The following is an 18,527-nucleotide window of genomic DNA, read 5'->3' as shown; positions in this document are numbered from 1 at the left end:
AGCGCTCCCTTTTGTTTGTTTCTCAAGAAATCCTAATTCCGATCTTGGCTTTTTGCGAACCGCGGGAAATTTACCATTTTTTAACTTTCCTGCAATTTTCCATTAACAAAAGCTTGTTACAATCTGCTCGTCTTCCACAAGAGGAAAAAGGAGAAAGATGAATCTATGAAGAAACTGATCTGTTTCGGTCTGAGTCTGTTGATGCTCGCAATGAGCGCCTGTTCTGCTCAGCCAACCCCTTCAAGCGATCCCGCCGGCCCCAGTGCAGCGCCGGTTAAAAACGAGCTGATCATGGCGATGAGCGTCGATCCGGATGGATTGGATCCGCAGCGCACCACCGCGGCCAGCACTTTCCAGATTACCAACAATCTATACGAACCCCTGTTAAAAGTCACCACTGACGGTACATTGAAAGCCGGTTTGGCCGAGTCCTGGACAGTGAGCGAGGACGGCATGACGCTGACCTTCACGCTGCGCGGCAACGCCCAGTTTTCCAATGGCAATCCCTGCGACAGCGCCGCAGTCATTGCTTCTTTTGAACGATTAAAGGCAGAAGGCAGTCCGCGGGCTGCAGATTACGCCAACCTGATGACGATGGAAGCACCGGATGCGAAAACCGTCGTCTTCACAACAGAAACGCTGGATGTGGCAATTCTGTCCACGTTTGCTTATCCTTGGGCTGCGATCGTCGATGTTACAGTCGCTGATACATTAAAGAATCAACCCGTCGGCACTGGAGCCTATACCTTAAAGGAATGGGTTCCGCAGCAGTCGCTGACCCTGGTCAAAAACGAAAACTACCCGGAAACGGTCAACCTGGAAACCATTCAGTTTAAAATGATGCCAGACGCTGCTTCGCAGATCTCCGCTTTTCAAAACGGTGAACTGGACATCATCAGTGTCTCCGGCGATCAGGTTGCCGCGTTTGAAAACAATCCGGCCTACACCGTAGTTCAGGCGCCGGCCAATTCCCTGCAGTTAATGGCGATGAATTTAAGCCATGAAGCTCTTTCCGATCTGCGGGTACGGCAGGCCATCAATTACGCAGTTGACAAAGACGCACTGATTGATACGGTCTGGTGGGGTTATGGCGAAAAGATTGGTTCCCATTATCCGACCGTGCTTAAAGAATACGTCGATCACAGTGAAGATTACAGCTATGATCCGGAAATGGCCAAATCCCTGCTGAAAGAAGCCGGCTATGAAAACGGGCTGACGCTGAACCTGGTGCTGCCGAAGAATTATACGGCTTACGTCAACGCCGGTCAGGTCATCGCGGATCAGCTCGAAGCTGTCGGAATCCATTGCGAGATCACAATTGTAGAATGGGCCTCGTGGCTGAGCGACGTCTATAACGGAAGACAGTACGATCTGACGGTCGTCGGCCACACCGGAAGACTCGATCCTTATGTGCTGTTAGCCCGCTATCAATCTGCCAGCTCAGAGAATTATTTCAATTACAACAATCCGGAAGTCGACCAGCTGTTAAGCGATTATAAGGCGGAAGGCCGGGAAGCCCAGCGCACTGAGATCGTCAAACGTGTTGAAGAAATTCTGGCGGAAGAAGTTCCGGCCCTCTACATCCAGGATCCGATTTCAATCTATGTCCTGCAGAAAGGCATTGAAGGCTTTGCGACTTATCCGATCGACATCTACGAAATGAAGGATGTCCGCTTCGCTCAGTAAGCAACATGACCCAGGCCTGTGCCGCTGAGGCTCAGGCTTTTCTTAAGAAAGGAGTCATTTATGTTTAGACTTATAAGCAAACGGCTGTTCAGCGCTTTGGCTGTCATGTTCGTCGTTTCCCTGATTACCTTCATGGTTTTAAAATGGATTCCCGGTGATCCGGCCCAGCTGATTCTGGGGACGGAAGCCACGCCGGAAAGTCTGGAAGCCCTGCGAACATCGATGGGATTAAATCTGCCGTGGACGGCTCAGTATGCCCGCTGGCTTGGCAATCTGCTTCAGGGAGACTGGGGGACTTCATATCTGTTTGGTGAAAACGTCCGCACGCTGATTCTGCAGCGGCTGCCGGTCACTTTCTCACTGACCCTCTTTTCGATGATCCTGGCAGTCTGCTTTTCCGCTGGACTTGGGATTGTTTCCGCGCTTTTTCAGGGAAGTTGGATCGACCGGCTGTCCCGTTCCCTGATGCAGCTGGGTGCAGCGATTCCTGCTTTCTGGCTGGGTATGATCTTCATGATTCTTTTTGCGGCGCAGCTGCATTGGTTTCCCGTCACGGGCTATACCCCGCCCGCTGAAGGCATTTCAGCCTATCTGCACAGTTTGGCACTGCCTTCGATCATTCTGGCGATCGGCGAGTCCGGAGTTTTAATCCGGCTGTTCCGTTCTTCGATGCTCAGTGCTCTAAATCAGGACTTCATGCAAAGTGCTCAGGTCAAGGGTCTGCCGCGCACCACGGCGATTCTCAAATATGCCCTGCGCAGCGCGATGATCGCACCGATCACCGTGATCGGCAGTCAAACTGCCAAGTTGTTCGGCGGCACGGTCATCATTGAAACGATCTTTGCTTTGCCGGGGATCGGCCGGCTCTTGCTGACCTCAGTGGAACAACGAGATATCCAGCTTCTTCAGGGAATTGTCCTGTTCATCACCTTGATGGTCGTCCTGTTTAATTTCATCACGGATATGCTGGTAATCGCAGCTAATCCGCTGATTCGCATGGAATCCGGAGGAAACGAAACATGAAAAAACACTCTTCCCTGCTGCCCGGCCTGTTGCTGGTCGCGCTGATCCTCACTATGTGCCTGATTTCTTTCTTCTGGCTGCCGATGGATCCCAATAAAATGGACACTGCCAACCGCTTTGCGCTGCCGACCTTCTCGCATTGGCTGGGTACCGATCAATTCGGCCGGGATGTCCTGAGCCGCGTAATGATCGCTTCCCGTTCGGCCTTATTAGTCGGTTTAGGTTCGGTCAGTGTCGGAACCGCAGCGGGTCTGTTGTTGGGTTCGCTGGCAGCCATGGCTGGACCGCGGCTGCAGGCCTTAATCATGCGGATTATCGATGGCTTTATGGCTTTCCCGGGGATCTTGCTGGCGATGATGCTGGTCGCCGTCTTAGGCAAGGGCCTGATCAATTCCGTCATCGCAATCGGGATTTTCATGATTCCCTCTTTCTCCCGGCTGGTGTATTCGATGATTCTGGAAAACAAAACCCGGTTGTATGTCAAAGCCGCCCGCAGCTATGGCTGCCGCTCAGGACAGATCGTCATCAGTCATATCTTTCCGGACATGCTGCCGCGTTTGATCACCCAGTTTTCCTCCGCGGTCGGCGGAGCCATTCTGACGGAGTCCTCGCTTTCCTTTTTAGGTTTGGGCATTCAGCCGCCTTCAGCCAGTTGGGGTCTGATGCTCAGTGAAGCCCGACAGTTTGTCCTGTCCTATCCCTTTCTGGCAGTTGCTCCCGGCGCCGTGCTGTTAGTGGCGGCCCTGGGCTTTAATCTGGTGGGAGATGGTCTGAATGACCGCCTGGTAAAAAGAGGGAGCCGCTGATGATCCCTTCTTTGCTTGATGTCCGTCACTGCTCTGTCATGGACGCCCGCGGCCAGGCGTTGATCCATGATGTTTCCTTATCCGTCAGAAAATCGGAATGCGTCGGCATTATCGGTGAATCCGGATCCGGCAAGACAATGACGGCGCGGGCCTTGCTGGGCCTGCTGTCCGAAGATTTAAAACTGCAGGCGGAAGCGATGATCCTGGGCGGACAGGATTTGCTGACGCTGAGTGCCAAAGCCCGCCGCCAGGTCATCAGTTCGACAATCGGCTTTGTTCCGCAGAACACCGTCGCTTACCTGCATCCTTTAATCCGCATCCGCAATCAGATCACCGACGGCTATCTCGCTCAGGGCTTAGGCACGCCGAAGGAAGCGCTGGTCAAAGCGGAACAACTGCTGGCCAGCGTCGGCATTTCGGATCCGCAGCGGGTTTTAAACAACTATCCCGGTGAGCTGTCCGGCGGCATGCGGCAGCGCGTCAACATTGCAATGGCGCTGATGTGCGATCCGCAGCTGATCCTGGCGGATGAACCGACAACCGCGCTCGATCCCATCGTTCAGAAACAGGTCACCGAGCTGTTCTTCCAGCTGCATCAGACCCGGCATGTCGCATTGCTGATGATTTCTCACAATCTGAACCTGCTGCGTAAATACTGTGATCGGATCGTCGTGATGTATGCCGGTCAAATCATGGAGGCGGGACCGACCGCGGTGGTTTATGACCATCCTCAGCATCCCTATACCCAAGCCTTGATTTCCGTGATTCCGCAGCTGGATCAGGATCCCAATCTGCCGCTTGCCGAAATTCCCGGCTTTGTACCGGAGAAAGACCGCGATCGAACAAGCTGTCTGTTTGCCGACCGCTGCCGGCTGTGCACTCCGGAGTGCCGTCAGCCGTTAACAATTCAGGAAGAAACCGCGCATTTTGTGCGGTGCCGAAACGCAGAAGGAGTGTGAATGGATGTCAGAATTAATCCTCGAAGGCCAGAATCTGGTCAAAGATTACCTGCTAAAAAAAGAAGTGTTCTGGGAAAAACAAAAAACGCTGCGGGCTCTGGGCGGCGTGAGCCTGAAATTAGCTCAGGGACAAACCGTCGGCATCGTCGGGGAAAGCGGCAGCGGTAAATCCACCCTTGGCGAGATTCTCGGCGATCTGCAGCGTCCCTCAAAAGGAACGGTCCTGTATCAAGGACAGAATCTGCGCACAATGAAACAGGCAGAATACCGCCGGTTCCGCCGCAATGTTCAGTTTATTTTCCAGAACCCCAAGGAATCGATGAATCCCTATTTCACAATTGAAAAGATACTGATGGAGCCAATGAAGCGGCTGGATGATGATTTCTCCCCGGCTCTGGCTCGGCAGAAAATCCGGACAATCCTGCCGCAGGTGGGTCTGGAGCCGGATTGTCTGTCGCGAAGACCCGCTGAACTGTCCGGCGGCCAATGTCAGCGGATTGCGATCGCCCGCGCTTTGCTTTTAAATCCCCAGGTCATCATCTGCGATGAATGTGTTTCAGCCCTGGACGTCTCGATTCAGGCGCAGATTTTAAATTTGTTAAAATCACTGCAGCGCCGCTATGGCACAAGCTATCTGTTTATCTCCCATGATATGAGCGTTGTCCATTACATGTCGGACACGATCTTTGTCTTGGTCAAAGGTCAGGTGATTGAACAGGGAGTCGGAGCTGAGCTGATGCATCATCCCAAGCAGGCTTACACGTCCAGCCTGATCTCCAGCTCGTTGCTTGCGGAGGACGCTTTATGCGCTGTACAGTAATCGGTTGCTGGGGCGGCTGTTGTCGGAAAAATGAGGCATGTTCCGGTTATCTGCTGAGTCAGGATGGTTTTCATCTTCTGCTCGACTGCGGCAGCGGTGTCCTCAGCACGCTTCAGAATCTAATTGATCTGAAGGATCTGAATCACATCCTGATTTCCCATTATCATTACGATCATTACAGTGATTTCGGCAGTGCCATCTATGGCCGGCTGATCCAAGCCCAGCTTGGGCAGACATCCAAACCTTTGCACTTTTACGGTCTGCGCGATGAACAGGTTTTCCCACAGCTGACCTGGGCCCCGTTTTCCGAGGCGACAGCGATCAAGGCTCACAGTGAACTTCAAATCGGTCCCTTTCACTGTACCTTTCTGCAGACTCGCCATCCAATCGAATGTCTGGCCATCAAGGTCGAATGTCAGGGACAGTGTCTTGTCTATACCGCAGATACCGCCTATTTTGACGAACTGGCCGACTTTTGCCGCAATGCAGACTTATTGATCAGTGAATGCAGTCTGTATGCTCCGCGATCGGGTCAGCAGGCAGGTCATCTCAATGGTGAAGAAGCTGGATTGCTCGCGCAGCAGTCCCAGGTGTCCGCGCTGTTGTTGTCGCATCTGCCAATCTATGGCGATCCTGAGCTTTTAGTCCAGCAGGCTCGCAGCGTTTATTCCGGAAAGCTGATTCTAGCTTCGAAATTATTATCGGTCGAACTTGACCCGCAGGAGGAAATATGAGTTTATTCCGTTATGTTTTTGTCCGGCATGGTTTTTCGTATGGCAACCAGGAGCATCTTCTGGCAGGGCATACCGACGTGCCCCTGACTGACTGGGGCCGCTCTGAACTGCGCAGGCTGCGCCGCAGCTGTGCTTATCCTCAGACTCAGCACTATTACAGTTCCGATCTGAGCCGCTGTACGGAAACCTTTCACATTTTATACGATGGGAAAGCTGAACTGAATGGCCTGCTTCCTCAATTCCGGGAAATCAATTTCGGTGATCTGGAAAATAAATCTGAAACCAATCCGTCCGCAGCTTATTTTTTTCGGCGCTGGCTGCAGGGGGAAACTATCGGCAAAGCTGAAACGCTGCCGCAATTTCAAAAACGGATTCACGATGCCCTGCATGCCCTGACCTTTGATCTGCTCCAAAACCAGATCAACAGCGCCACCCTCGTCACGCACTGCGGCGTAATCCGAGCTGTCAGAATGCTGCTGGAACAACGTAGACCTGAAGACTTCTTCAAGATTGACGCTCCCAACGGCTTAGGTTATATCCTGGATCTGGAAGTTGCCGGAGATCGCTTGACGCTTCTGTCCTGCCGTCCATTGATGCCTTATCCCGAAACAGCATCGCCGGACCTTTGCTGATAAAGCGAGGAAGGGAAGGGAAGACTAAACTGCGGAGGTAGTCATCATGTTCATCCTGACCGCAGTTTTTTTTTGCGTCTTGCTTATTTATCCTGGAGTTCTCTGGTCCGTGGGCATTGAATGAAATCGCTTATTGGCAATGGAGCTGGGTTGGATTTTGTACCGCCGGTGCGCTGACATCCAGCATCAAAACACCCGCCGCTGAACCGTTGGCCGGATTGGCTTTAATTGGCTGCAGTCTGGCTGATCTTTTTTTATTGTTTACTTCCGATTGGCAGACCGGAATCGCCCTATTCTGCCTTGTTCAGCTTTGTTTGAGTTTCATTGTAATCCAGCAGGAACGCTGGATTCAACTGTGTCTCACGCTGGCTGGCTTGATTTTCATTTCCGCTCTCGTGCTGAGACTGCCGAAAATCTTCTGTCTAAGTCTGTTTTATGCCGTCCAAACGGGATTTAACGTGTTTTTCTCAGGAATGATTCTACTGCGTAAGCTAAAGAAAGAAACTCGCAATCCGCGGAAACCTTCTTTATTCGATTCCCAGGAAACCAGAAAGACAGTTCAGTGCTGGACCACAGGCGGAACGTTTTTGTTAGCACTCTGCGATCTGAACGTCGTCTTGTTTCAATTTGGAATTATCGCAGCGGGGGACTGGATTTGGCCTTTCTACATTCCAGCCTTGTTTTGTTTTGCCCAAGCTGCTCGAAAACCTGAGATCATAATTCCGCGCCGTACGCTTTAAATTAAAAGCGAGATTTTCTGTCGTTTTTTCCCTCCTTTCCCGAAACTGATTTGTGAAATCAATACTTTGTGTAAATTTGCGCTTTCTTCACGAACTAGTGCTATACTGAAAGAAAGGAAGGTGAGATTTATGGGTAAACTCTCTGGAAAAATTGCTATTGTTACAGGTGCCAGTTCTGGCGTAGGCGCAGGTGTGGCCAAGGTTCTGGCCATCAACGGCGCTTCCGTAGTGCTGTGCGCGCGGCGTCAGGAAAAGCTGGATCAGATCCGCCAGGAAATCGAGAAGCAGGAAATTGAAGGCGAGATTCTGACGGTTACCTGCGATGTTTCCGACGAAGCGCAGATTCAGCATGTCGTTGACGAAACAATCGCCCGCTTCCACACCGTTCACATCTTGGTTAACTGTGCGCAAGGCGCCATGCTCTACCGTCCGATCGAAGAAATTGACACCGACTATGCTCTGCTTGCCTACAAAACCGGCCCGTTAGCCAGTCTCAAATTCATGCAGCGCTGCTTCCCGTACATGAAAGAAAATCATTGGGGGCGCATCATCAATACAGCCTCTGCTGCAGGTTATGATGGCAACAACGGCTTCGGCGCTTACGGCATGGCAAAGGAAGCCATCCGTGCAATTACCCGTACCGCCGCCAATGAGTGGGGACAATACGGAATTACAACCAACGTATTTTTACCGATCATCGCGACCGAGAATTTCCGCACTACCCAACCTGAGGCCTTAAAAGCGCTGGAAAGCCGCTCTCCGCTGCACCGCATCGGCACCACCGAGGAAGACTGCGGACCGATCATTGCCTTCTTGGCTTCTGAGGATTCAGGCTATCTCAATGGTCAAAGCTTCATGCTCGACGGTGGTCTGCACATGCATTCCTAATCCAGTATTTTCAGAATCCTCACAATTTCATGCATTAAGCGTTAAAAACAAGGCTGTATTTGAGAACCCCTCCGAGTCCCGGAAGGGTTCTTTTTTCCTGTTCCAACGATCGATGAACTGGGCTCATAGCGAACGCTTCTGTGATTTGGTTAAGAGAATTCAGAGCGGCAGATGACACTGCGCCAACTAATGGAGTCTGCCCTCAGAATCTATTGAGATCCGATCCTGTCAAAGTTAGATTTTCACTTTATCCGTGTCCAAGGTTTCTATTTTGTGATGAGAACACAGCATTCCTTTTTGATGTTCTCCTGTGAAGCTTCAACTTCCTGTCAAAGGTTATCGGACACATGCGCTTTATCAAAATTCTGACAGAGATCCAGCAGTGCCTCTTCACTTAAATGGTCAATCCAATACGCTTCTTTCTCACTCAATTCAAAGTGCTGGCTTAGCCAATGTTTCATCAACATTTTTTTACCTTCAATTCTGCCTTCGAGCTTGCCTTGAAGACGACTTTCTGCCAAGTCCATTTCATATTCTACTTCGTCAAACTTAGCTCGAATGCGGGCAATGGCTAAACACGTATCACTTAAGAAATCCATTTTCTTTTCTTCCATCATCTTGATTATTTCCTCCTTCTCCACTAATTCATGAATGATGTTCTGTTTCTCTGCACACTGGCTGAATCGAAGCATGTAATGGATTTTCTCATCCATTCTCCATTCGTTTAACGGTTTGCTTTCCAACCTCTCTAATTTATCCATTTCTATCCAGAGTATCCGACACCGCTCATCCGGCATCCGGATTTTATTCACTTCATTGCAATAACAAAACGCATAGAGATAATCATCATCGTCCTGCTTTTTAAGGATGCGGTTAGCAAGCGTAATCTGAACTGTTGGATGGAATTCACTAAAGTTGTCCTCGCTCAACTGATCGGCAACGATCTGAGCCACATATCCCTGAGAGCGCAATGACAAATACTTCTCCCTCTGAGTATCCTGCATTTCCATATTTACAAGCAGGATCTGGCCTTGGTCGTCTTCCAGCTGGATAAGTAAATCCAAGCAAGCCTCTTTTTCCTGCTTATAGGATTTTGCAGGCTTCGGATTTTTTACATCCGCCCGGATGAACTGACGATGAAACAGTGCTGAAAAATAGGCCAAGCGAATCTTTTCAGACTTTTCATCTGCACAACCGAAGGTGTGTAGGAACACAACATTTTCGCGATAATCAATCGGCATTAAACGTTCGTGAACCGGTGCTAAACCAGGAAAAGGCGGCAGGAGTAAATGGTATAAATCATGGGGTGGGGTATTGCTGATCTTCATTTTAAAAATCCTCCTTCATCATTAATATTGCGGAAAATCAGAAAAAGCCCCATAAAAAGTTAAAAAACTTTACGAATTCTTTTTATAAGCTCGCTTGAGTCCCTTTCAGACACTTTACAATTTCTGAATGTAAGCTTTCCATTGCGCAATCCCAGATCCTCCTTTTGATCCCCACTGCCAAACTCCGCTCCGATTTAGATCGTTTCAAATTTTTGAATTTCTCGCTGTTTTACTCAATGTTTGAAATCCGCTAAGTAAAACTTAGCTGTTTCAGGAAAAAGCGTAAACAAGAAAGGTTATTTACTGCTTGTGCTGTTCCGCCGCTCCTGATAAAATAAAGATAAAGTTTGAAGTTTGTCTTTATTTTATCAGGAGGATATCTCGATGCCCAAAGTCGCCTATTCCGAATCAGAAAGAGAACAAATAAAAAAAGCCTTGATTGATACTGGATTAAAACTTTTTTCCACCCAGGGCATTCAGCGTACAACCGTAGAACAGATCTACCAAAACGTCGGCATATCCCGAACTTTTTTCTATTCTTTTTTCCCCGCTAAAGAAGATCTGGTCATCCAGGCTTTCTATCAGCAGCAGCCGCAAATGCTGGCTTACGCCAAAAGTCTGATGGAAGATCCTAAGCTCAGCTGGCGGGCAAGTGCCGCACAGTTTCTCCGCCAAATTTGTTATGGCGGTCAAGAAGGCTTCACCATCATGAGCGTAGAAGAACAACAGGCTCTCTTTAAGTGTTTATCCGACGAAAAACGACAAGAGTTCCAGAGAAAACGTCTCACTTTTTTTACAGAGCTGATCCAGATCCTAGGCATTCATACAGAAGAATCAAATATCAAGCTTCTTGGTAATTTAGTCTTCTCTGCGGCAATTTTACACAAAGCCATTCCGGATACACTGCCGTTTCTCTTTGCGGAGGCTTCCGATGAAATGATCGACTTTCAAATAGAAACCATTCTTGAATATATGGAAACTCTGTACGAACAATCAAAAAACAAGGAATCAAAATGATTCTGAAAGGAAAGCTGAGAAGACAAAGAAAAGATTACAAGCGGATTTCAAATCACAAATCTTACGGTATATCCTTGATCACAAAACCATGGGTATCCCCATCGCGAAGGAGAAGGAACGTTTGTGTGTCTACTTTACAAAGTTGGAAATCACTCAGCTTTCCCTGAATCATGACAGCACAAAATGAAGAGATCTGAAAAAGAAAAAAGGAGGAAACAGATCACCATGGTCAACATTGAAGAAATGATGAAACGAGCTCAACAAGCCAGTGAAAATGCATCCAAGCAGCTGAACGAATCGATGGAAAAAAGCCGGAAGATCGCTGAACAAAACCAGGCCGAAGCTGAAAAACAGCTTCGCAAACAGGAAGCAGAAGCTCAGAACGCGGCGAATCAACAGCGCCAGGTGGAAATCTTAGGTCAGATGTTCAGCCCTGAATTCATGGCGCAGATGACAGACATGGAAGCGATGATCCAGCAGAAGGTGGACGAAAAAGTCGAAGAAGTTACTGCACTAGGCCTGGAAGGCATGATGAATCAGCTTTTAGGCGAAGACATGGGAGTCATCGCCGCCGCTTTGGAAACCTTGGCCATGGAAAATGAGGAGGATGAGGAAACCGAGCCTTCCGATTTTGATCAGGCATTGGAGGAAGAACTATACCGTGTCTTAGATGAGAAACTGGCTCAGATCCAGTCTTTGCCGGAACCCGAACCGGTACTCTATACCCAAGATGACCCATGCTGGGCAAAGTTTGGCATCCTGCTCTCCGGGATCATCAGCAATTTAAACGATCATCAGTTAGACGATATGGATGTCGAAGAACACATTCCGGTCATGGAACAACAAATCGCTTCACTGGTCCGTCGGTCGTGGGGAATCCATGGCCGAAGTGAATTGTTGGATACGCTTCGCTACCTCTCACAGGAAGGATACACTTTCCGTTATCAGCTTTTCTGCGATGCCGTTACTGCCAAGGAGCTCACCGACGAAGCTGAGGATGAGGAAGAACGCGAAGCCCTTGCCCGTGCCTGGCGTTTTGCCCAGCATTACAAAACGCGGTTTTCTCCAAGCTTTATGACGGGCTGGGATACCGGCCGGGCAGCTATGTTAACGCGCTGGGGCTGTTACCTTGGTTGGATTACTGAAGGGGAAGCCATCGGAATGCTGCGGGAGCTCTCCCTGCGGGCTGCCCAGGAACTGCACAGCTGGCGGGAATTTGCCCAGTCCTATCTGTTCGGCGGTCTGATGTGGAAGCTGCTCTGTTCTGACACTTCAGCGGAATGTTATTTGGGCTTTGTGGCCGACGCGGCAATCGACCTGCTTACCGGACAGGCAGAAGACAACGAAGGACAGTGGAGAAATTGTCCATGGCCTGCCCGCCGATATGATTTTCAGGCTTAAGAACAATCCGTCAGGAGGAAATATTCATGTTTGATCTTGATTCGCTGACTGAAACCGCCTTGGACATCCTCCGTTTTGACGGTGAAATTGGCGATACGCTGGCGGAGCTGCGCAGGCATTGGGGCCAATCTGTTCCAGCATTGCTTGACACTCGTCTCGATCATATCGTTTTACAATACAGACCTTTTGAGCATGAAATCGGTGTTCAGGCTTTAGGTCAGGAGCTGAGCACCTTGGGATGGGGACTTTATGATCTGGATGAAGAGGACGAATACTTGTTCGTCTTGATTTGTGAAGCTCAAAAAGACGATTTTGAAAAACAGTGCCGCAAAGCAAAGTACAACTTCAAACGGATGAAGCAGCGCGGCCGCAAGTGGGGGCAGCCAGCCAAAACGCAGAATCTGCACCCTGTCATGCCCTGCCAGGATGTTTATTTTCCGGATGACGCCTATTATACTATTCAGGAAATTGCCGGAAACTTTGCCAGCGGCATCTGGATTGCGAAAGAGGATGATCAGCAGGGAAAATTTGTCGCTGATCTGAGAAATTCCCCGCTCCAGCCCATCCGTGTTCAATGGAAAGATTTCCGGGAGTTGACCTATTCTCAGGAACTTGATTTTTATGCTGCGATCTATTCCTCGCCGTATTCCGATCACGTCATTGGCGGCAAAGATCCCACCCGGATCAACGACTGGCCGGCGCTCACACCCAGGTCGATGAAGAAACTGGGCAAACTGTACTGGTTTTGCGATCGGCTGTGCTGCGGAGATGAAGAAAGTCTTCTCTTCCTGACAATGAATGAGCGCGGCTGCGAAAACACCCAGCGGTTCATTTTATCCGCCAGCGATGAGGAATGCCAGCTGGCCGCCGATGGACAAGGCCGGATTTTTGCCCAGCGTCATCGCCGCGACAGTCGGCTGACCTGTTATGAAAATCAGGATCTGAATGCTTATCCATTTTTACGCATGAAAGATTATGATGCCCTTGGCAACAGCATCCCAATCCCTGGAACCTCCCGTCTGCTGATGATCAAAGAAACCTGGGGTGAAGGTGATACAAAGGGCAATCTCTTTGATTTAGATATGGACAACGGACACTGTCAAATTGTTCCGCTGCCGGGCATGGGTGAGAATTTAAAAATCCGGCATTTCACCGGCGATTGGGTGCTGATTTATAATTCCAGCGAGGACTTCCGCACCGACTTTGCGCAGCTCTGGAGCCCAAAAACAAACGAAATCCTGCGTATCCGATCCGGTATGTTCGGACTCCAAAAACCTGATCATATCACGGCGCTGCCGGATGGTCAGGTTGTGATCATAACCCGGCATTCCCAGATTGGCACTGTTCTTCATCGACCGGAAGATTTCTGGACATTTCTGCGCACAGCCAACAAGCCGAAGAAACTGGGAAAATGGCTTCGCTATTCTGCGTCCTACCCGAACATCCCCCACACCCTGCCGAAGTCCAAGGGAAAGTCCTGTCAATACAAGCTGTCTAAGTTGGAAGAGCCTGTGCTGAAATTCAAAAATCTGAATTTTAAGCTGGCGGTGATGAACGTGCTGATGTATGACAAGGGGCTATTAAAGCCCAGGTTTGACATCTGGGAATTTGCGGATGAATATAGCCGACGCAGAATCGATCCGGAAACTGAGGGCTATGATCAAATGATTCCGGAAGCGGCGAACTGGTTTCGGCGTTACCCCATCCCTGCCCGACTAGCCTCGGAAATCACCCGAATAGATATGGACGGCGGTGATGAAATTAACTGTCAGCTTGCCCCCAATTGGGATGGGGAGGATGAGCTGTTTAATATTCAGGCCATTACTCCAGAGGAATTAAGCCAGTTTCCGCGGCTTCAGCGGGCATCCATCTTTACGACCCAGGATCGCTCGGTTGTCCCCGTATTCCGCCAATGCGGAATTACAGTCGTTTCTGCCTATGACGTTCCTTTTGATATCGAAGATGCCGATGCTGATCCACAGGCAAACGCCTTCAATGAAAAAGGACAGCATTAACGATATTCATTGCTCCCTGCGGGAAAACGGCATAAGCCTCGAAACCTTTTCGGAAATTACAAAGCAGAAGTTTTGATGACGAAAAAGGTGTAAGCTGCCTTCCCCTTGGCGTAACGTACCCATGTTGATCTTCGATGCTGGAAACAGGTTGGATTCTACCCCACCTTTACATCACTTAGGCCAAAAATGGAACTAAATATAGACTTTCGCTTTGAACAGGCGGAAGTTTTTTCTTTTCCCAGCAGGAAGAAATGGGGAAAATCGGGAAAGAATGATACAATAAAGGATAGAGGTGAAAATCATTATGGAAAGAAAAGACATACGCATTGAAGACACCTGGGATCTGAGCGGTTTGTTTGCCGATCAGGCTCAGTTTGACGCCGCTTTACAACAGGCCAAAGCAACACTGGCTCAGCTTACGCAGAAGCAGGGACACATTACAGAGACCCGTGAGAGCTTCCGTCTGTTTATGGACAGTCAGGAGGCCCTGCAGCGGCAGTGTGAAAATCTGACGGTCTATGCCCAGATGCGGGCTGATGTGGAACCGGAAGACCCGCAGGTCCAGCAGAACCTGGCCAAATCAGTCACGTTCGTCAATCAGGTTTATGCTTCGACAACCTTTATTGATCAGGAACTGATCGAACATCAGCAGCTTGTCGAAGATTATCTGAAACAGGACGACTGCGCCGATTACCGCTATCCAATTCAGGAGATTTTCCGCACGATCCCGCATCGTCCGGATGCCCAGACAGAACAGCTGCTGGCGCAGATGAACGATCTGTTTCAAAATCCGCAGAAAACATTTAAAGCCTTTGTGCCCGAATTCAAGCCGGTGCTGATTGATGGAAAAGAAGAATTTTTAAATCAGGCGATTATGAATCAACTGCTGCACAATCCGGATCGGGAAATCCGCAAACAGGCCTTTGAGCATTTTTATGAACAATATCGCCGGCATCAGAACGTCTTTTGTTCGACCTTGATCGGCCATGCCCAGGGTCAGGTATTGCAGGCCAGACTGCATCACTTTTCCAGCGCCCTGCAGGCCAGTCTGTTTGAAGACGGCGCCGATGTTCCGCTGTTCCAGCAGGTTCTGGACATCGCCAATCAGAAATATCATGGAGCATTCTGGCGGTATAATGAACTGAAAAAGAAGCTGATGGGTCTGGATGACTGCACCAGCTACGATTTGAACGTTCCGCTGGTTCAGTCTGTTGACACGCATTATGATCTGGATCAGTGCTTTGAAATTCTGGATCAGGCCTTAGCACCATTAGGCAAAGAATATCAGGCACTGTTAAAACGGGCGCGGACAGAACGATGGATTGATTTCTATCCGCACCAGGGCAAGCGCGGCGGTGCGTATTCATGGGGCACCTACGATTCCAATCCGTTTGTGATGACCAACTTTACAGGGGGATATGATTCCTTGAGCACGCTTGCGCATGAGCTGGGACATTCCATACATTCATTCTTCTCGCATCGGGCTAACCGTCCGCTGTTGGCCGATTATCGGATCTTTGTCGCCGAGGTTGCTTCAACAGTCAATGAGGTTCTGTTGAATCAGTATATGCTTCAGCACAGCGATGATCCGAAAATGAAGGCTTCCTTGTTATACAACATGCTGGAACAGCTGGTCGGCACACTGTACCGTCAGCCGATGTTCGCTCAGTTTGAAGCGTGGCTGCATCAACAGCTGGAAGCCGGACAAGCTCTGTCCTCTTCCGATTTAACAGACTATTATTACAAGTTGAATCAGGATTATTATGGTCCGGCTGTGACCGTACATGAGCTGGAAAAATACAAATGTTATTCTGTACCGCATTTTTACTACAATTTCTATGTCTACAAATACACGATCGGCATGTCTGTCGCCTTATCCTTTGCCTCCCGCATTCTCAAGGGTGACACGGAAGATTATCTGCGCTTCCTCACCCGCGGCGGCAGCTGCGCTCCAATTGATCAGCTGATCAAAGCCGGGGCTGATCCGCGTGGGGAACAGGTTTATAACGATGCCTTCCGTTATTTTGAAGAAACTCTGGATCAGTTTGAGAAACTGATGGAAGAGATCTAATTCTCTGCATCGCATTCATTATTTTATAAAATCCGCTGTGTTCAAAGAAAAGAACATAACGGATTTTTTAGTTATTTCGATTATAATTTTCATAAATTTGATCTAAATTAACGATTTTAAGTTTTTTCTTATCTAAAATTGATCTAAATCATTTTTTATTGCTTAAATATTATTTCAGCATTAAACAAAAAAAACCTCGCAGCAAGGTTTTTTTGTTTTTCAAATACACTTTATTATTTTGCCATGCCGACAGCTGCCGCCGCTTTTCCACCTAAATAGCCGGAAACAAAGGTCCACGACTGAGCCTGTCCACCCCATGGCGTATACGGTTTTCCTTCAATGTTTTCCACACCCATGGAATCTGTACCTACCGCAAAAAGATTGTCAATCGGCGTACCATCCTGGCGCAGCACATTCATATTGACGTCGACATCCAATCCGCCGACCGTTCCGTAAGTATAACCGGAAACAATGACCGCATAGTAAGCCGTATCTTCCCCGCCCAGGGTTTGCGCAAGAACCGCCGCATCACAGCCGATCTGATCGGCCAGCGCCTGAATGGAATCGGCTTTCAGAACATTTTTATACTGCATTCCCACTTCCAAAATAGTGTCTAAATCCGCAATCGGCTGACCGACTTCAAAGCTGCCGCCCTGCCCCATAAACATGCTTGTTGCCGTGGCAAAATTCTCAGTCAGTCCGGTGTTTTTGAAAGCTTCCATCTGATCCGCGGAATAAACGTTATAGTATTTATACTCCGGTATCATCGCTTCGGAAAGGGTTGGATCCAGGGCTTCTCCCTTAACGGTCACGCTGGTTTCTCCCTTGACCAGAGCCAAAGCCGATAAAATAGCTTTCTGATCGGCTGTCAGATCATCGTTTTTGATCAGATTGGGAACCTGCAGAATATGGATCATCGGATCAACGCCCATCATATACGTCGTTCCTCCGGCTGCCAGTCCCATCTGAATTCCCGTTCCATCATTGACTAGGGAAGCGACCGTATTCGGCATAGCATCCCAGTTTTCCAGAACCATTTCTTCATTGCCGATATAACCGCCGGTTGCCAGAATGATGGTATCCCCATAAATTTCATAGGTCGTTCCATCGTAGGAAACAGCTTTGACGCCTGCAACCTGATCGTTGTCAAAAATCAGTTCCTGCGCTGTCAATTCCAGCTGATAACCATTTTTCTCATTCAGCGACACGGCTTTATCCATAGCCCGGTTAAACTGATTGGTCTTGGTTGGGCCAAAGATATTGGAAGTGCCGTTCTCACCGACGTACCGTGTCCAGAACTGCGACCATTCCGGCTTCGCAAAGCTCATGATCATTCCCGCAAACTCAAAGCCGAACTGATCGATGTAATAGTCCAGATAAGTTCCGCTGTTATACACTGCTTCATGAATGATATCGGCCTTGTCTTCGGTTTCGACATAATCAATCCAGGTCTTATAAACGTCATCCGGATTGGCAAAGGCAACATCCTTGTAAGCCTCATTGTGAGAATTGATTACCATCGGTCCGGTTGTCGTTGCGGACTGGCCACCCAGTTTTGCCGTCGTTTCAATCCCGAAGACCGCAGCCCCGGATTCCGCTGCCGCACAATAGGACAGAATTCCGGAACCGCCCAAACCGACAACAATGACATCATAGCCTTCCAGCTTCACCGTATCCTGTTTCTTCTCCACTGGTGTCTGCCATTGAGCCGGATCGCCGCCCGCTGCTGTGATCGCCTGAGCAACGGCATCCCGAATCGCATTGGAAGTGGCCGTCGCACCGCTGATGTTGTCAACGGCCAGGCTCTGCGCTTCGATCATCCGCGGAATCAGCGTGTCGAAAGCGGTCTGCGCCATTTCCCCAGTTTCGCTTTCATGTTCTTCCGTGATCGTCACAGCCTTGATTTGATTTTGTTCAATTGTTACATCCGCACTGATCTGGCCTGTCCAGCTGTAACCTGTGCTCTTGACGGAATAGGTTCCATCTTTCAGATCCGCTTTCGCGGTTTCTTTTCCCTGCGCCTGATCCAGAGCCAGACCCACCGCGGTCTTAACCGCATTGCTGGTCACGGTTGCCCCGCTGACCGCGTCAATTTCCGCACTGTTCGCCGATTTTACTGCAGCCGCTAATGTTTCCAAGGTCGCTCCGCCGATCGTCGGTGTTTCATCAGCACCTTCCAAAATGACATCCGTGATTGTCTGAGCGTCGGTAGTGATCGTTGCTGTGACTTTCCCGCCGAAACCCTGGGCTTCAGCGCTGTAGGTTCCCGGTGTATATTTGCCGGTTTCTGTCTTTGGCGTCTGGCAGGCTGTCAAGGACAGCAGCAGAACCGCGCTAAGAAGCAGTGTTGTGATCTTCTTCATCATTTCCTCCCCGTTTCTTCTCTATTCGTTAGAAACTGACTTCA

The 18,527-nt window shown here is 49.3% G+C and carries 15 protein-coding genes; 13 read left to right on the top strand and 2 right to left on the bottom strand.

The features are described from left to right. Window positions 1-165: 165 nt before the first annotated feature. The 9 genes from MCG46_RS02200 (at window position 166) to MCG46_RS02160 (ending at window position 8,288) form a co-directional block, all read left to right on the top strand. Window positions 166-1,686, top strand: a complete 1,521-nt coding sequence (locus MCG46_RS02200; RefSeq protein WP_240277276.1) for an ABC transporter substrate-binding protein — start codon at window positions 166-168, stop codon at window positions 1,684-1,686. Window positions 1,687-1,746: 60 nt separating this feature from the next. Then, entirely contained in the window at window positions 1,747-2,709 is a 963-nt protein-coding gene (locus tag MCG46_RS02195; RefSeq protein WP_240277274.1) for an ABC transporter permease, read from the top strand. Next, the gene (locus MCG46_RS02190; RefSeq protein WP_240277273.1) at window positions 2,706-3,515 is read left to right on the top strand and encodes an ABC transporter permease; all 810 of its coding nucleotides are present in this window, start codon (window positions 2,706-2,708) and stop codon (window positions 3,513-3,515) included. The genes MCG46_RS02195 and MCG46_RS02190 overlap by 4 nt, the downstream gene beginning before the upstream one ends. After that, a complete protein-coding gene (locus MCG46_RS02185) occupies window positions 3,515-4,474 on the top strand; it encodes an ABC transporter ATP-binding protein (RefSeq protein ID WP_240277264.1) in 960 nt (319 codons plus the stop codon). Before MCG46_RS02190 ends, MCG46_RS02185 begins: the two co-directional genes overlap by 1 nt. A 4-nt stretch (window positions 4,475-4,478) precedes the next feature. Beyond that, window positions 4,479-5,294, top strand: coding sequence for an ABC transporter ATP-binding protein (locus MCG46_RS02180; RefSeq protein WP_240277262.1), 816 nt, complete (start codon window positions 4,479-4,481; stop codon window positions 5,292-5,294). Further along, the gene (locus tag MCG46_RS02175; RefSeq protein ID WP_240277260.1) at window positions 5,279-6,028 is read left to right on the top strand and encodes an MBL fold metallo-hydrolase; all 750 of its coding nucleotides are present in this window, start codon (window positions 5,279-5,281) and stop codon (window positions 6,026-6,028) included. Before MCG46_RS02180 ends, MCG46_RS02175 begins: the two co-directional genes overlap by 16 nt. Next, window positions 6,025-6,660: a histidine phosphatase family protein gene (locus MCG46_RS02170; protein WP_240277259.1), complete on the top strand. Its 636-nt coding sequence runs from the start codon at window positions 6,025-6,027 to the stop codon at window positions 6,658-6,660. Before MCG46_RS02175 ends, MCG46_RS02170 begins: the two co-directional genes overlap by 4 nt. A 116-nt stretch (window positions 6,661-6,776) precedes the next feature. Next, complete coding sequence (locus tag MCG46_RS02165) at window positions 6,777-7,400, top strand: hypothetical protein (protein ID WP_240277258.1); 624 nt, start codon at window positions 6,777-6,779, stop codon at window positions 7,398-7,400. A 129-nt stretch (window positions 7,401-7,529) separates the two neighbouring features. Beyond that, window positions 7,530-8,288, top strand: a complete 759-nt coding sequence (locus MCG46_RS02160) for an SDR family NAD(P)-dependent oxidoreductase (RefSeq protein ID WP_020225242.1) — start codon at window positions 7,530-7,532, stop codon at window positions 8,286-8,288. Between the two features lie 329 nt (window positions 8,289-8,617). Here MCG46_RS02160 and MCG46_RS02155 read toward each other — a convergent pair whose 3' ends face one another. Then, complete coding sequence (locus MCG46_RS02155; RefSeq protein ID WP_240277257.1) at window positions 8,618-9,616, bottom strand: hypothetical protein; 999 nt, start codon at window positions 9,614-9,616, stop codon at window positions 8,618-8,620. Between the two features lie 384 nt (window positions 9,617-10,000). On the opposite strand from MCG46_RS02155, the gene MCG46_RS02150 reads away from it, so the two are divergent. From MCG46_RS02150 to pepF, 4 genes are all read left to right on the top strand, one after another. Further along, window positions 10,001-10,633 carry a TetR/AcrR family transcriptional regulator gene (locus tag MCG46_RS02150; RefSeq protein WP_240277256.1) on the top strand — a complete coding sequence of 211 codons (633 nt, stop codon included), beginning with the start codon at window positions 10,001-10,003 and terminating at the stop codon, window positions 10,631-10,633. 225 nt (window positions 10,634-10,858) lie between these two features. Beyond that, window positions 10,859-12,034 (top strand): DUF1266 domain-containing protein, encoded by a 1,176-nt coding sequence (locus MCG46_RS02145; RefSeq protein WP_240277255.1) that lies wholly within the window; start codon window positions 10,859-10,861, stop codon window positions 12,032-12,034. Window positions 12,035-12,060: 26 nt separating this feature from the next. Continuing rightward, window positions 12,061-14,049: a DUF6892 domain-containing protein gene (locus MCG46_RS02140; protein ID WP_240277254.1), complete on the top strand. Its 1,989-nt coding sequence runs from the start codon at window positions 12,061-12,063 to the stop codon at window positions 14,047-14,049. A 304-nt stretch (window positions 14,050-14,353) separates the two neighbouring features. Then, on the top strand, window positions 14,354-16,120 hold the full coding sequence (gene pepF / locus MCG46_RS02135; RefSeq protein WP_240277253.1) for an oligoendopeptidase F: 1,767 nt from the start codon (window positions 14,354-14,356) through the stop codon (window positions 16,118-16,120). A 233-nt stretch (window positions 16,121-16,353) separates the two neighbouring features. On the opposite strand, the gene MCG46_RS02130 is transcribed toward pepF, so the two are convergent. Next, on the bottom strand, window positions 16,354-18,483 hold the full coding sequence (locus MCG46_RS02130) for an FMN-binding protein (RefSeq protein ID WP_240277250.1): 2,130 nt from the start codon (window positions 18,481-18,483) through the stop codon (window positions 16,354-16,356). Window positions 18,484-18,527 lie beyond the last annotated feature (44 nt).

Source organism: Holdemania massiliensis, from assembly GCF_022440805.1.
Taxonomy (GTDB): Bacteria; Bacillota_I; Bacilli_A; order Erysipelotrichales; family Erysipelotrichaceae; genus Holdemania; species Holdemania massiliensis_A.
Note: the sequence above shows the minus strand (reverse complement) of the source record. Positions and strands in the feature narration are given on the sequence as shown.

Coding starts and splice junctions, on each gene's coding strand:
- MCG46_RS02160 (WP_020225242.1), top strand. CDS start 7,530: ATGGGTAAACTCTCTGGAAAAATTGCTATTGTTACAGGTGCCAGTTCT.
- MCG46_RS02185 (WP_240277264.1), top strand. CDS start 3,515: ATGATCCCTTCTTTGCTTGATGTCCGTCACTGCTCTGTCATGGACGCC.
- MCG46_RS02175 (WP_240277260.1), top strand. CDS start 5,279: ATGCGCTGTACAGTAATCGGTTGCTGGGGCGGCTGTTGTCGGAAAAAT.
- pepF (WP_240277253.1), top strand. CDS start 14,354: ATGGAAAGAAAAGACATACGCATTGAAGACACCTGGGATCTGAGCGGT.
- MCG46_RS02170 (WP_240277259.1), top strand. CDS start 6,025: ATGAGTTTATTCCGTTATGTTTTTGTCCGGCATGGTTTTTCGTATGGC.
- MCG46_RS02130 (WP_240277250.1), bottom strand. CDS start 18,483: ATGAAGAAGATCACAACACTGCTTCTTAGCGCGGTTCTGCTGCTGTCC.
- MCG46_RS02195 (WP_240277274.1), top strand. CDS start 1,747: ATGTTTAGACTTATAAGCAAACGGCTGTTCAGCGCTTTGGCTGTCATG.
- MCG46_RS02145 (WP_240277255.1), top strand. CDS start 10,859: ATGGTCAACATTGAAGAAATGATGAAACGAGCTCAACAAGCCAGTGAA.
- MCG46_RS02190 (WP_240277273.1), top strand. CDS start 2,706: ATGAAAAAACACTCTTCCCTGCTGCCCGGCCTGTTGCTGGTCGCGCTG.
- MCG46_RS02200 (WP_240277276.1), top strand. CDS start 166: ATGAAGAAACTGATCTGTTTCGGTCTGAGTCTGTTGATGCTCGCAATG.
- MCG46_RS02180 (WP_240277262.1), top strand. CDS start 4,479: ATGTCAGAATTAATCCTCGAAGGCCAGAATCTGGTCAAAGATTACCTG.
- MCG46_RS02140 (WP_240277254.1), top strand. CDS start 12,061: ATGTTTGATCTTGATTCGCTGACTGAAACCGCCTTGGACATCCTCCGT.
- MCG46_RS02155 (WP_240277257.1), bottom strand. CDS start 9,616: ATGAAGATCAGCAATACCCCACCCCATGATTTATACCATTTACTCCTG.
- MCG46_RS02150 (WP_240277256.1), top strand. CDS start 10,001: ATGCCCAAAGTCGCCTATTCCGAATCAGAAAGAGAACAAATAAAAAAA.